11 protein-coding genes are annotated in these 13,039 nt (G+C 64.6%); 10 read left to right on the forward strand and 1 reads right to left on the reverse strand.

The genetic code is table 11. The annotated features are described in order from the left end of the window. Positions 1 to 63: 63 nt before the first annotated feature. The 5 genes from EV674_RS13735 (at position 64) to EV674_RS13755 (ending at position 8,840) form a co-directional block, all read left to right on the forward strand. A complete protein-coding gene (locus EV674_RS13735) occupies positions 64 to 4,797 on the forward strand; it encodes a glutamate synthase-related protein (RefSeq protein WP_119014035.1) in 4,734 nt (1,577 codons plus the stop codon). 55 nt (positions 4,798 to 4,852) lie between these two features. Continuing rightward, positions 4,853 to 6,337 (forward strand): glutamate synthase subunit beta, encoded by a 1,485-nt coding sequence (locus EV674_RS13740; RefSeq protein ID WP_119014034.1) that lies wholly within the window; start codon positions 4,853 to 4,855, stop codon positions 6,335 to 6,337. 188 nt (positions 6,338 to 6,525) lie between these two features. Beyond that, the gene (locus tag EV674_RS13745) at positions 6,526 to 7,326 is read left to right on the forward strand and encodes an amino acid ABC transporter substrate-binding protein (RefSeq protein WP_119014033.1); all 801 of its coding nucleotides are present in this window, start codon (positions 6,526 to 6,528) and stop codon (positions 7,324 to 7,326) included. A gap of 82 nt (positions 7,327 to 7,408) precedes the next feature. Beyond that, on the forward strand, positions 7,409 to 8,062 hold the full coding sequence (locus EV674_RS13750) for an amino acid ABC transporter permease (protein ID WP_119014032.1): 654 nt from the start codon (positions 7,409 to 7,411) through the stop codon (positions 8,060 to 8,062). After that, positions 8,043 to 8,840 (forward strand): amino acid ABC transporter ATP-binding protein, encoded by a 798-nt coding sequence (locus EV674_RS13755; protein WP_277749428.1) that lies wholly within the window; start codon positions 8,043 to 8,045, stop codon positions 8,838 to 8,840. The genes EV674_RS13750 and EV674_RS13755 overlap by 20 nt, the downstream gene beginning before the upstream one ends. Positions 8,841 to 8,933: 93 nt before the next feature. Here the strand turns inward: EV674_RS13755 and speD are convergent, their stop codons facing one another. Continuing rightward, on the reverse strand, positions 8,934 to 9,344 hold the full coding sequence (gene speD / locus EV674_RS13760; protein WP_119014031.1) for an adenosylmethionine decarboxylase: 411 nt from the start codon (positions 9,342 to 9,344) through the stop codon (positions 8,934 to 8,936). An 85-nt stretch (positions 9,345 to 9,429) separates the two neighbouring features. On the opposite strand from speD, the gene EV674_RS13765 reads away from it, so the two are divergent. Genes EV674_RS13765 through EV674_RS13785 form a run of 5 tightly spaced genes read left to right on the forward strand, consistent with a single transcriptional unit; the run spans position 9,430 to position 13,039 of the window. After that, the gene (locus tag EV674_RS13765) at positions 9,430 to 10,266 is read left to right on the forward strand and encodes an ABC transporter ATP-binding protein (RefSeq protein ID WP_119014030.1); all 837 of its coding nucleotides are present in this window, start codon (positions 9,430 to 9,432) and stop codon (positions 10,264 to 10,266) included. Continuing rightward, on the forward strand, positions 10,263 to 11,045 hold the full coding sequence (gene mlaE / locus EV674_RS13770) for a lipid asymmetry maintenance ABC transporter permease subunit MlaE (protein WP_119014029.1): 783 nt from the start codon (positions 10,263 to 10,265) through the stop codon (positions 11,043 to 11,045). Before EV674_RS13765 ends, mlaE begins: the two co-directional genes overlap by 4 nt. Positions 11,046 to 11,083: 38 nt before the next feature. Continuing rightward, the gene (gene mlaD / locus EV674_RS13775; RefSeq protein ID WP_119014028.1) at positions 11,084 to 11,569 is read left to right on the forward strand and encodes an outer membrane lipid asymmetry maintenance protein MlaD; all 486 of its coding nucleotides are present in this window, start codon (positions 11,084 to 11,086) and stop codon (positions 11,567 to 11,569) included. Continuing rightward, positions 11,566 to 12,366, forward strand: coding sequence for an MlaA family lipoprotein (locus EV674_RS13780; RefSeq protein WP_119014027.1), 801 nt, complete (start codon positions 11,566 to 11,568; stop codon positions 12,364 to 12,366). Before mlaD ends, EV674_RS13780 begins: the two co-directional genes overlap by 4 nt. A 28-nt stretch (positions 12,367 to 12,394) precedes the next feature. Next, positions 12,395 to 13,039: an MlaC/ttg2D family ABC transporter substrate-binding protein gene (locus tag EV674_RS13785; protein WP_119014026.1), complete on the forward strand. Its 645-nt coding sequence runs from the start codon at positions 12,395 to 12,397 to the stop codon at positions 13,037 to 13,039.

The raw sequence follows: 13,039 nt of genomic DNA on the forward strand, positions 1-13,039 counted from the left end.
TTGCGCGGATTTGCTGCAATGCACTACGCTAGGCGTCCCTGCGAAAACAATGAGGAATGCGCCATGACCACGGCAGCCGAAATCCAGCACCTGCAACAACACGGTTTGTATTCATCGGCCCAGGAGCACGATGCCTGCGGCCTTGGGTTTGTCGCCCACATCAAGGGCGTCAAGCGGCACGACATCGTGACCCAGGCGCTCAAAATCCTCGAAAACATCGACCACCGTGGTGCCGTCGGTGCCGACCCGCTGATGGGTGACGGCGCCGGTCTGCTGATCCAGATTCCTGACCAGCTCTACCGCGAAGAAATGGCCCGCCAGGGCGTGACCCTGCCCGCTGCGGGCGAGTACGGCGTCGGCATGATCTTCCTGCCCAAAGAGCACGCCAGCCGCCTGGCCTGCGAGCAGGAGATGGAGCGCGCCATCAAGGCCGAAGGCCAGGTGCTGCTGGGCTGGCGCGATGTGCCCGTCAACCGCGACATGCCCATGTCGCCCACCGTGCGCGAAAAAGAGCCGCTGCTGCGCCAGATTTTCATTGGCCGGGGCAACGACGTCATCGTGCAGGACGCGCTGGAACGCAAGCTCTACGTCATCCGCAAAACCGCCAGCGCCGCCATCCAGGCCCTGAAGTTGCAGCACAGCAAAGAGTATTACGTGCCCAGCATGAGCAGCCGCACAGTGGTCTACAAGGGCCTGCTGCTGGCCGATCAGGTGGGCAAGTACTACCTTGACCTGCAAGACGAGCGCTGCGTCTCGGCCATCGGCCTGGTGCACCAGCGCTTCTCCACCAACACCTTCCCCGAATGGCCGCTGGCCCACCCGTACCGCTACGTGGCGCACAACGGCGAGATCAACACCGTCAAGGGCAACTACAACTGGATGCGCGCCCGCGAAGGCGTGATGGCGTCCCCGGTGCTCGGCCCCGACCTGCAAAAGCTCTACCCCATCAGCTTTGCCGACCAGTCCGACACCGCCACGTTCGACAACTGCCTGGAACTGCTGACCATGGCCGGCTACCCCATCAGCCAGGCCGTGATGATGATGATTCCCGAGCCCTGGGAGCAGCACGAGTCCATGGACGAGCGCCGCCGCGCCTTCTACGAGTACCACGCCCCCATGCTGGAGCCCTGGGACGGCCCGGCCTCCATCGTCTTTACCGATGGCCGCCAGATTGGCGCCACCCTCGACCGCAACGGCCTGCGCCCCTCGCGCTACTGCGTGACCGATGACGACCTGGTCATCCTGGCGTCCGAGTCGGGCGTGCTGCCTGTGCCCGAAAACCGCATCGTGCGCAAATGGCGCCTGCAGCCGGGCAAGATGCTGCTCATCGACCTGGAACAGGGCCGCATGATCAACGACGACGAGTTGAAGGCCAACATCGTCAACACCAAGCCCTACAAGCAGTGGATCGAAAACCTGCGCGTCAAGCTCGACAGCATCCCTGCTGCCCCCGCTGCCGCCCTCGACCACGCCGACGGCCTGGCGCTGCTGGACCGCCAGCAGGCCTTTGGCTACACCCAGGAAGACATCAAGTTCCTGATGGCCCCCATGGCCAAAAATGGCGAAGAAGCCATTGGCTCCATGGGCAACGACAGCCCGCTGGCCGTCCTCTCCGACAAGAACAAGCCGCTGTACAACTACTTCAAGCAGCTGTTTGCGCAGGTGACCAACCCGCCCATCGACCCGATCCGCGAGGCCATCGTGATGTCGCTGCACAGCTTCATCGGCCCCAAGCCCAACCTGCTGGACATCAACCAGGTCAACCCGCCCATGCGCCTGGAAGTGAGCCAGCCGGTGCTGAACTTTGCCGACATGGCCAAGCTGCGCGGCATTGAGCAGCACACCCAGGGCAAGTTCAAGAGCGTCACCATCGACATCACCTACCCGCTGGCCTGGGGCAAAGAGGGCGTGGAAGCCAAGCTGGCCTCGCTGTGCGCGCAGGCGGTCGATGCCATCAAGGGCGGCGCCAACATCCTCATCATCAGCGACCGCGCTGTGAGCAGCACGCAGGTGGCCATTCCAGCGCTGCTGGCGCTGTCCAGCATCCACCAGCACCTGGTGCGTGGCGGCCTGCGCACCACCGCCGGTCTGGTGGTGGAAACCGGCACGGCCCGTGAAGTCCACCACTTTGCCGTGCTGGCCGGTTACGGCGCCGAGGCCGTCCACCCCTACCTGGCCATGGAAACCCTGGCCGACATGCACAAAGACCTGTCGGGCGACCTGTCGGCAGACAAGGCCATCTACAACTACGTCAAGGCCATTGGCAAGGGCCTGTCCAAGATCATGTCCAAGATGGGCGTGAGCACGTACATGAGCTACTGCGGCGCGCAGTTGTTTGAAGCCATCGGCATCAACACCAGCACCATTGAGCAGTATTTCACTGGCACGGCCAGCCGCGTGGGTGGCATTGGCGTGTTCGAGATTGCCGACGAGGCCATCCGCATGCACAAGGCGGCCTTCAGCAACGACCCCGTGCTGGCCACCATGCTGGACACCGGCGGCGAGTACGCCTGGCGCGCCCGTGGCGAAGAGCACATGTGGACGCCCGACACCATCGCCAAGCTGCAACACAGCACCCGCGCCAACAACTGGAACACGTACAAGGAATACGCCCAGCTGGTCAACGACCAAAGCCGTCGCCACATGACGCTGCGCGGCCTGTTCGAGTTCAAGATCGACCCGGCCAAAGCGATCGCGCTGGAAGAAGTCGAGCCCGCCAAAGACATCGTCAAGCGCTTTGCCACCGGCGCCATGTCGCTGGGTTCGATTTCCACCGAAGCCCACGCCACGCTGGCCGTAGCCATGAACCGCATTGGCGGCAAGAGCAACACCGGCGAGGGCGGCGAAGACGCAGCGCGCTACCGCAACGAGCTCAAAGGCATCCCGATCAAGCAGGGCGACACGCTCAAGAGCGTGATTGGCGCGGCCAACGTCGAAGTCGATATGCCACTGCAAGATGGCGACTCGCTGCGCTCCAAAATCAAGCAGGTGGCCTCGGGGCGCTTTGGCGTCACGGCCGAATATTTGTCCAGCGCCGACCAGATCCAGATCAAGATGGCCCAGGGTGCCAAGCCCGGCGAGGGCGGCCAGCTGCCCGGCGGCAAGGTGTCCAACTACATCGGCAAGCTGCGCCACAGCGTGCCTGGCGTGGGCCTGATTTCGCCACCGCCGCACCACGACATCTACTCCATTGAAGACCTGGCCCAGCTCATCCACGACCTGAAAAACGTGGCGCCGCACGCAGGCATCAGCGTCAAGCTGGTGTCGGAAGTGGGCGTGGGCACGATTGCTGCGGGCGTGGCCAAGTGCAAGAGCGACCACGTCGTGATCGCCGGGCACGACGGCGGCACGGGCGCTTCGCCCTGGTCGTCCATCAAGCACTGCGGCGGCCCCTGGGAAATCGGTCTGGCCGAAACCCAGCAAACGCTGGTCTTGAACCGCCTGCGTGGCCGCATCCGCGTGCAGGCCGACGGCCAGATGAAGACTGGCCGCGACGTGGCCATTGGCGCGCTGCTGGGTGCCGACGAGTTCGGCTTTGCCACCGCGCCGCTGGTGGTCGAGGGCTGCATCATGATGCGCAAGTGCCACCTCAACACCTGCCCGGTGGGCGTGGCCACGCAAGACCCGGTGCTGCGCCAGAAGTTCTCGGGCAAGCCCGAGCATGTCGTCAACTACTTCTTCTTTGTTGCGGAAGAAGTGCGCCACATCATGGCCCAGCTGGGTATCCGCAAGTTTGACGATCTGGTGGGCCGCACCGACCTGCTCGACATGCGCGCTGGCATCCAGCATTGGAAGGCCAGCGGCCTGGACTTTGGCCGCCTGTTTGCCCAGGTGCCCGTGGGCCCTGAAGTGCCACGCTTCCACGTCGAAGAGCAAGACCACAACCTGGGTCACACCCTCGACCGCAAGCTCATCGAGCGCTGCCAGCCCGCCATTGAAAAGGGCGAGCGCGTGCAGATCATGGAAGTGGCGCGCAACGTCAACCGCACCGTGGGCGCCATGCTCTCGGGCGCTGTCACCCGCGCCCACCCCGATGGCCTGCCCGATGACACCATCCGTATCCAGTTCGAAGGTACGGGCGGGCAGTCGTTTGGCGCATTCCTGTGCAACGGCATCACGCTGAGCCTGATTGGCGATGCCAACGACTACACCGGCAAGGGCCTGTCGGGTGGCCGCATCGTGGTGCGCCCCAGCCTGGACTTCCGGGGCGAGGCCGTGCGCAACACCATCGTGGGCAACACCGTGATGTACGGCGCCACCAGCGGCGAGGCTTTCTTCAGCGGCGTGGCCGGTGAGCGCTTTGCCGTGCGCCTGTCGGGTGCCACGGCAGTGGTGGAAGGCACCGGCGACCATGGCTGCGAGTACATGACCGGCGGCACCGCCGTGGTGCTGGGTGCCACGGGCCGCAACTTTGCGGCGGGCATGAGCGGCGGCGTGGCCTACGTCTATGACGAAGACGGCCTGTTTGAAACCCGCTGCAACATGTCCATGGTCAAGTTGGAGCGCATCCTGCCCGCCGATGAGCAAGAGGCCACCGTGCCGCGCGCCATCTGGCACCGGGGCCAGACCGACGAGGCGCAGCTGAAAAAGCTGCTCGAAGACCACAACCGCTGGACGGGCAGCAAGCGCGCCCGCGAGCTGCTGGACCACTGGGCCGCTTCGCGCGCCAAGTTCGTCAAGGTCTTCCCGACCGAGTACAAACGTGCGTTGTCTGAGATTCATGAGCAAAAACTGCTTGAAGAGCCCAGCACACCTGCGGTAGTAGCTATCAAAAAAGAAGCGAAGGCCGTCCGGTAAGGCCCGATCAGGCCCGCCGCGCAGTTACCGCACACCAATCCACGAGAGAAATACCATGGGAAAAACCACCGGCTTCATGGAATACGGGCGCCTCGAAGAGGGCTACAAGTCTGTGCCCGAGCGCCTCAAGCACTACCGCGAATTCGTCATCGGCCTCGATGGCGCGCAGGCCAAAGTGCAGGCCGCGCGCTGCATGGACTGCGGCACGCCGTTTTGCAACAACGGCTGCCCGGTCAACAACATCATTCCGGACTTCAACGATCTGGTGTACCAGAGCGACTGGAAGAGCGCGTTCACCGTGCTCAGCTCGACCAACAACTTCCCCGAGTTCACGGGCCGTATCTGCCCCGCGCCCTGCGAGGCCGCCTGCGTGCTCAACGTCAACGACGACGCTGTGGGCATCAAGAGCATCGAGCACGCCATCATCGACAAGGCCTGGGAAAACGACTGGGTGCAACCCCAGCCCGCCGCCCAGCAGACGGGCAAAAAAGTGGCCGTGGTGGGCGCAGGCCCCGCAGGCCTGGCAGCGGCCCAGCAACTGGCGCGCGCAGGCCACAGCGTGACCGTGTTCGAGAAGAACGACCGCGTGGGCGGCCTGCTGCGCTACGGCATTCCTGACTTCAAGATGGAAAAGTCGCACATCGACCGCCGTGTGGCGCAGATGCAGGCCGAGGGCGTGAGCTTCCGCACCGGCGTGCTGGTGGCGGCCAAGGATGGCCTGGGCGCCAACTCCAAGGTCACCAACTGGGCCAAGGAAACCGTCACGCCCGAGCAGCTCAGCGCCGAGTTCGATGCCGTGCTGCTGTCGGGCGGCGCCGAGCAATCGCGCGACCTGCCCGTGCCGGGGCGCGACCTGGACGGTGTTCACTTTGCGATGGAGTTTCTGCCGCAACAAAACAAGGTCAACGCAGGCGACAAGCTCAAGAGCCAGCTGCGCGCCGATGGCAAGCACGTCATCGTCATTGGCGGCGGCGACACCGGCAGCGACTGCGTGGGCACCAGCAACCGCCACGGCGCCGCCAGCGTCACGCAGTTTGAGCTGATGCCCCAGCCGCCCGAAGTGGAAGACCGCCCGCTGACCTGGCCGTACTGGCCCATCAAGCTGCGCACCAGCTCCAGCCACGACGAGGGCTGCACCCGCGAGTTCGCCATTGCCACCAAAGAGTTCATCGCTGGCACGGGCAAGAACAAGGGCCGCGTGGTGGGCGTCAAAACCGTGCGCCTGCAATGGGAAGGCGGCAAGATGACCGAGGTGCCCGGCTCCGAGCAAACCTTGCAAGCCGACCTGGTGCTGCTGGCCATGGGCTTTGTCAGCCCCGTAGCGCCGGTGCTGGATGCGTTTGGTGTGGACAAAGACGCCCGGGGCAACGCCCGCGCCAGCACCGACGAGGGCGGCTACGCCACCAACGTGGCCAAGGTGTTTGCCGCTGGTGACATGCGCCGGGGCCAGTCGCTGGTGGTGTGGGCCATTCGCGAAGGCCGCCAGGCCGCGCGCGCCATCGACCAGTTCTTGATGGGCAGTTCCGAACTGCCGCGTTAAAGCCTGCGCCGGGCACGGCCATGGGTGCCGGCCCGGGTTAATGGTAAAAATAGCTGCTAACGCCCGCCAAATGGGCGCAAGCAGCTATTTTTTTAGTAGCATTTTGGCCGGGCGCAGGGTTGCGCTGTCGCCACTGGCGCGCGGTCGGGGACAATACGCCCCTTCTTTGTGATTCTGGAAACTTCCCCATGAAAAAACGCACCGTTGTTTTGCTCTTGTCCTTGGGCGCTGTGCTGGCGGGCTGCGGCAAGCAAGAACCTGCACCCCAGGCGGCGGCACCTGCACCCGCACCTGTCGCCATCACCAAAATCGTGGTGGGCCTGGACGACAACTTCCCGCCCATGGGCTTTCGGGACGAGAAAAACGAGCTGATCGGCTTTGACATCGACATGGCCCGCGAAGCCAGCAAGCGGCTGGGCGTGGAGGTGGAGTTCAAGCCCATCGACTGGAGCGCCAAAGAGGCGGAACTGTCTGGCAAGCGCGTCGATGTGCTCTGGAACGGTCTGACCATCACCGAAGAGCGCAAGAAGAACATCGACTTCACCGCGCCCTACATGGAAAACCACCAGATCATCGTGGTGGCCGCCAGCTCCCCCATCAAGACCAAGGCCGATCTGGCAGGCAAGGTGGTGGGCGCCCAAGAGGGCTCCAGCGCCGTGGATGCCGTGAAAAAAGACGCCCCTGTTTTTGGCACCTTCAAGGAATTCAAGACCTTTGGCGACAACGTGACCGCGCTGATGGACTTGTCCACCGGTCGCCTCGAAGCCGTGGTGGTCGATGAAGTGGTGGGCCGCTACTACGTGGCCAAAAAGCCCGCCGATTACATTGTTCTGGACGAGCACTTCGGCACCGAAGACTACGGCGTGGGCGTGCGCAAGGGCGACGCCGACCTGCTGGGCAAGCTCGATAAAGCCCTGACCGACATGAAGCAAGACGGCACCGCCGCCAAGATCGCCACGCAGTGGTTTGGCAAGAACATCATCAAATAACCTGCGCAACCTGTTGAGCACACCGGCGTGACCGCTTCGCTGCGGCCAGCCGGTGTTTTGCATTTTTTGATTGCCACTACCCATGGACTACGCGCTTTCCATGCTGGGGCCGCTGTGGCAAGGCGCCACCGTTACCCTCAAGCTTTTCTTCATCACGCTGGCGCTGGCCGTGCCCCTGGGGCTGGTGCTGGCGCTGGCGCGCACCTCGCGCTGGGCGGCGCTGAGCGCGGCCGTGAACGGCTACATCTGGCTCATGCGCGGCACGCCGCTGATGCTGCAAATGCTGTTCATCTACTTTGCGCTGCCGTTTGTGCCGGTGATTGGCGTGCGCCTGCCCGATTTTCCGGCGGCAGTGCTGGCCTTTGCGCTGAACTACGCGGCCTACTTTGCCGAGATTTTTCGCGCGGGCATCCAGTCGATTGACCGGGGCCAGTACGAGGCCGCCAAGGTGCTGGGTATGACCTACGGCCAGACCATGCGCCGCATCGTGCTGCCGCAGATGGTGCGGCGCATTCTGCCGCCCATGAGCAACGAGACCATCACCCTGGTCAAAGACACCTCGCTCATCTACGTGCTGGCCCTGAACGACCTGCTGCGCGCTGCGCGCGGCATCGTGCAGCGCGACTTCACGACCACGCCGTTCATCGTGGCGGCAGCCTTTTACCTGCTGATGACCCTGGTGCTGACCTGGGGCTTCCAGCGCCTGGAGAAACGATATGCCAAACAAGACCAGTGACGCTGGCGACCATGCTGGCGCGCCCATGATTGAAGCGCAGGGCCTGCACAAGCGCTTTGGCGCCACGCCGGTGCTGAAAAACGTCTCGCTCACGCTGCGCCAGGGTGAGGTGGTGGCGGTGATTGGCCCCTCGGGTTCGGGCAAGAGCACCTTTTTGCGCTGCCTCAACCACCTGGAAACCATCGACAGCGGCCGCATCGCCATTGAGGGCGAGGTGCTGGCGCAGACCGATGCCCAGGGCCGCTGCCACTACGCCAGCGAGCGCGAGGTGCGCCGCATCTGCCGCAAGATGGGCATGGTGTTCCAGCACTTCAATCTGTTCCCGCACCTGACGGTGCTGGAGAACGTGATCGAGGCGCCCCTGCGCGTCAAGGGCCTGGCCAGCGCCGACATCACCCCCAAAGCCGAGGCTTTGCTGGCCAAGGTGGGGCTGCTGGACAAGCGCCACAACTACCCGGCGCGCCTGTCGGGTGGGCAAAAGCAGCGCGTGGCCATCGCCCGTGCGCTGGCCATGGAGCCCGACATCATGCTGTTTGACGAGCCCACCTCTGCCCTCGATCCCGAGCTGACGGGCGAGGTGCTGCGCACCATGCGCCAGCTGGCCGACGAGCACATGACCATGCTGGTGGTGACGCACGAAATGGGCTTTGCCCGCGAGGTGGCCAGCAGCGTGGTCTTCATGGACGCGGGCGAGCTGATCGAGGCCCAGCCAGCGCAAGCCTTCTTTGCCAACCCGCAGCACGCGCGCACGCGGGCTTTTCTGAACCACATGCTTTGATCCGCAGGCGGTGCCGTGACCTGTCGGGAACTTCAAAAATGATAGCTGATAGCGCCCACTGTCCGGGCGCTGGAGGCTGTTTTGATACTTGAATTATCCGCGCTCCACGCGCTGCACCTGCGGCTGGGCTGGGGCAAAGGCGGCTTGCAGCTCGGTAAACAGCTGTTCGGCTTTGGGGCGGTTGTTGGCCGAGTAGTTGCATACATACACGTCCAGCGTGACGTAGCCCGCCTCGGGCCAGGTGTGGATGCTCAGGTGCGATTCGGCCAGCACCACCACGCCGGTCACGCCGCTGCCCTCGCCAAAGCGGTGGAACAGGCTGCCCACGGCGGTCAGGCCCGCTGCGGCCACACGGTCTTGGCAAAAATCTTGCAGATGGGTGGCATCGAGCATCAGGCGGGGGTCGCACCGGCAGCCGTGCAAGTCACCGATCAGGTGCAGGCCTGCCGTCTGGCGTGCTATGCCATAAGCGGACGTAGGGGCGCTGTGGTGCGGGTGGTTCATCGTTATGGTTTACCCCATATCATTGCGGGTTGGCGTTGCGCTCCCCCTTTGCTGGTCGCTGGCAAGCGTTGCCGCCTATTCCACCATGCCCTCATCCTCTCCTGCAACTTCTCCTGGCGCGCTGGTCGAGCTGCGCGACGTCCACTTCAGCTACGGCGACAGGCCCGTGCTGCGTGGGCTGTCGCTGGCGGTGCCGCGTGGCAAGGTCACGGCCATCATGGGCGCTTCGGGCGGGGGTAAAACCACCGTGCTGCGCCTGATTGGCGGCCAGCACAAGGCGCAACAGGGCCAGGTGCTGTTCGATGGCCAGGACGTGGGCCGCATGGACATGGCGCAGCTGTATGCCGCGCGCCGGCGCATGGGCATGTTGTTCCAGTTTGGCGCGCTGTTTACCGACATGAGCGTGCTCGACAACGTGGCGTTTCCGCTGCGCGAGCACACCGACCTGCCCGAGGCCCTGGTGCGCGACATCGTGCTGATGAAGCTGCACGCCGTGGGCCTGCGCGGTGCGCGCGACCTGATGCCGGGGCAAATCTCGGGCGGCATGGCCCGGCGCGTGGCGCTGGCGCGCTCGATTGCCCTGGACCCCGAGCTGGTGATGTACGACGAGCCCTTTGCCGGGCTAGACCCGATCTCGCTGGGCACGGCGGCGCAATTGATCCGCCAGCTCAACGATGCCATGGGGCTGACCACCATCTTGGTGTCGCACGACGTGGACGCCACGTTTGCGCTGGCCGACCATGTGATCGTTCTGGGGCCCGGCACCATTGCGGCCCAGGGCACGCCCGAGGCCGTGCGCCACAGCACGGACCCGCTGGTGCACCAGTTTGTCAACGCGCTGCCCACGGGGCCGGTGCCCTTCCATTACCCGGGCCCTGACGTGGCACAAGACTTTGGCCCTGCGCCCGGGGGGCGGCCATGAGCTGGTATCGCCCGGCAGACGTGGGTTTTGCGGTGCGTTGCAAACTGGCAGATGTGGGCCAGGGTGCGCGGCTGTTTGTGCGGCTGCTGTGGCTGTTGGGCGCTGCGCTGCGCCGCCCCGGCCTGGTGCGCGACCAGGTGCATTTTTTGGGCAACTATTCGCTGTCCATCATTGCCGTGTCGGGCCTGTTTGTCGGCTTTGTGCTGGCCTTGCAGGGCTTTTATACGTTGCAGGATTTTGGCTCCACCGAGGCACTGGGCCAGCTGGTGGCGCTGAGCCTGCTGCGCGAGCTGGGGCCAGTGGTCACGGCGCTGTTGTTTGCCGGGCGCGCGGGCACGGCGCTGACAGCCGAGATCGGCCTGATGCGCGCGGGCGAGCAGCTCAGCGCCATGGAAATGATGGCCGTGGACCCGGTGCGCCGCATTCTGGCGCCGCGCTTCTGGGGTGGCGTGATCGCCATGCCCGTGTTGGCAGCGGTGTTCAATGCGGTGGGTGTGATTGGCGGCTGGATCGTGGCCGTGGGCCTGATCGGCGTCGATGCAGGCTCGTTCTGGAGCCAGATGCAGGGCGGCGTCGATGTGTTCAGCGACGTGGGCAATGGCGTCATCAAGAGCGTGGTGTTTGGCTTTGCGGTGACGTTTGTGGCGCTGCTCCAGGGCTACACCGCCCGGCCCACGCCCGAGGGCGTGTCGCGCGCCACCACGCGCACCGTGGTGGTGGCCTCGTTGGCGGTGCTGGGGCTGGACTTTGTCCTCACGGCCCTGATGTTCAGTATCTGACGCTGGCAGCGGCCAGCGCGACACAAGGAAAAATCACAATGCAGCAATCCAAGAACGATGTCTGGGTGGGCCTGTTTGTCTTGATTGGCGCAGCGGCGCTGGTGTTTCTGGCCTTGCAGGCCGCCAATTTGCTGAACCTGAACTTTGAATCGGGCTACCGCATCACGGCCCGCTTTGACAACATTGGCGGCTTGAAGCCCCAGGCGGCAGTGCGCAGCGCCGGGGTGGTAGTGGGCCGCGTCGAATCCATCGAGTTTGATGACAAAACCTACCAGGCCCGCGTGACGCTGGCGTTGCAAGAGCGCTACGTGTTTCCCAAAGACAGCTCGCTCAAAATTCTCACCAGCGGCCTGCTGGGCGAGCAGTACATCGGCATCGAGGCCGGTGCCGACGAAGCCAACCTGGCCAACGGCGATGTGGTCACGGCCACCCAATCTGCCGTGGTGCTGGAAAATCTGATCAGCCAGTTTCTTTTTAGCAAGGCGGCCGAGGCTGAACCGGCTGCTACAGGTAAACCCAAATGACCCACTCCTTACCCGCAGGCCCGGCCTGTAACCGCATGGTGGGCCGCCGCCTCGCGCCCGCGTTGGCGTTGTGCGTCCTGGCCTTGGCAGGCTGTGCCAGTGGCCCCAACGCCGATCCACGCGATCCGCTGGAGCCTTACAACCGCAGCATGACGCGCTTTAACGATGGCGTGGACGCAGCGGTGCTCAAGCCCGTGGCCACCGCCTACCAGCAGGCCGTGCCCGCCATGGCGCGCACTGGCGTGAGCAACTTTTTTGCCAACCTGGGCGATGCCTGGTCGTTTGTCAATAACACCCTGCAACTGCGTGCTGAAGGGGCCTTGGCCAGCTTTTTCCGCTTCAGCACCAACACGTTCTTGGGCCTGGGCGGTGTACTGGACGTGGCCAGCGAGATGGGCATTGAGCGCCACAAACAAGACTTCGGCCTGACCTTGGGGCACTGGGGCGTACCGCCCGGCCCCTACCTGGTGCTGCCCATCCTCGGGCCATCGACGGTGCGCGACACGCTGGCCCTGCCGGTGGACGCCAAGGGCAATTTGCTGCGCGAAGTCACGCCCGACGCCCCGCGCAACGCGTTGTATGTGCTGCGCGCGGTGGATGTGCGCTCGAACCTGCTGCGCGCTGGCGAGGTGCTGGACTCGGCCGCGCTGGACAAATACAGCTTTACCCGCGATGTATTCCTGCAAGTGCGCAGCCAGCGTGCGGCCGGGCCGGGCCGCAGCGGTGACGGCACCGTCCGTGACGACGATGATGCCAGCCGCAGCGACGGCATGCTGCCCCCCGAACCCGCACAGTGACTGGCCCCGCCATCCAAGGACTGAACCGATGAACCGACGTTTTCTGGGCCGCCTGGCGGCCACCCTGGCCGCTGCACTGGCACTGGGCATGGGCACCGCGCTGCCCGCCCACGCTGCCGATGAGGCCCCCGATGTGCTGGTGCAGCGCCTGTCCACCGAAGTGCTGGATGCGCTGCGCGCGGACAAGGCGATCAAGGCGGGCGATATCGACAAAATCATTGTGCTGGTGGACAAAACCATCATGCCCAACGTGAACTTTCGCCGCATGACCGCCGCCGCCGTGGGCCCGGGCTGGCGCCAGGCCAGCACCGAGCAGCAAAAGCGCCTGCAAGACGAGTTCAAAACCCTGCTGGTGCGCACCTACGCGGGCGCGCTGGCCCAGGTCAATGACCAGACCATCATCGTCAAGCCGCTGCGCGCTGCGCCCGAAGACAAAGACGTGCTGGTACGCACCGAAGTGCGTGGCCGTGGCGACCCCATTCAGCTGGACTACCGCCTGGAAAAAACCCCCGGCGTGGGCGCAGGCTGGAAGATTTACAACCTCAACGTGCTCGGCGTGTGGCTGGTCGAGACCTACCGCAGCCAGTTTGCCCAGGAGATCAACGCCAAAGGCATTGACGGCCTGATCAGCACCCTGGCCGCGCGCAACAAAGCCAATGCAGGCCGGGGCTGA

Source organism: Simplicispira metamorpha (assembly GCF_004341365.1).
Lineage (GTDB): Bacteria > Pseudomonadota > Gammaproteobacteria > Burkholderiales > Burkholderiaceae_C > Simplicispira > Simplicispira metamorpha.

Bases quoted from the DNA above. Each gene is read 5' to 3' on its own strand.
- EV674_RS13735 (WP_119014035.1), top strand. From the start codon at position 64: ATGACCACGGCAGCCGAAATCCAGCACCTGCAACAACACGGTTTGTAT.
- EV674_RS13740 (WP_119014034.1), top strand. From the start codon at position 4,853: ATGGGAAAAACCACCGGCTTCATGGAATACGGGCGCCTCGAAGAGGGC.
- EV674_RS13745 (WP_119014033.1), top strand. From the start codon at position 6,526: ATGAAAAAACGCACCGTTGTTTTGCTCTTGTCCTTGGGCGCTGTGCTG.
- EV674_RS13750 (WP_119014032.1), top strand. From the start codon at position 7,409: ATGGACTACGCGCTTTCCATGCTGGGGCCGCTGTGGCAAGGCGCCACC.
- EV674_RS13755 (WP_277749428.1), top strand. From the start codon at position 8,043: ATGCCAAACAAGACCAGTGACGCTGGCGACCATGCTGGCGCGCCCATG.
- speD (WP_119014031.1), bottom strand. From the start codon at position 9,344: ATGAACCACCCGCACCACAGCGCCCCTACGTCCGCTTATGGCATAGCA.
- EV674_RS13765 (WP_119014030.1), top strand. From the start codon at position 9,430: ATGCCCTCATCCTCTCCTGCAACTTCTCCTGGCGCGCTGGTCGAGCTG.
- mlaE (WP_119014029.1), top strand. From the start codon at position 10,263: ATGAGCTGGTATCGCCCGGCAGACGTGGGTTTTGCGGTGCGTTGCAAA.
- mlaD (WP_119014028.1), top strand. From the start codon at position 11,084: ATGCAGCAATCCAAGAACGATGTCTGGGTGGGCCTGTTTGTCTTGATT.
- EV674_RS13780 (WP_119014027.1), top strand. From the start codon at position 11,566: ATGACCCACTCCTTACCCGCAGGCCCGGCCTGTAACCGCATGGTGGGC.
- EV674_RS13785 (WP_119014026.1), top strand. From the start codon at position 12,395: ATGAACCGACGTTTTCTGGGCCGCCTGGCGGCCACCCTGGCCGCTGCA.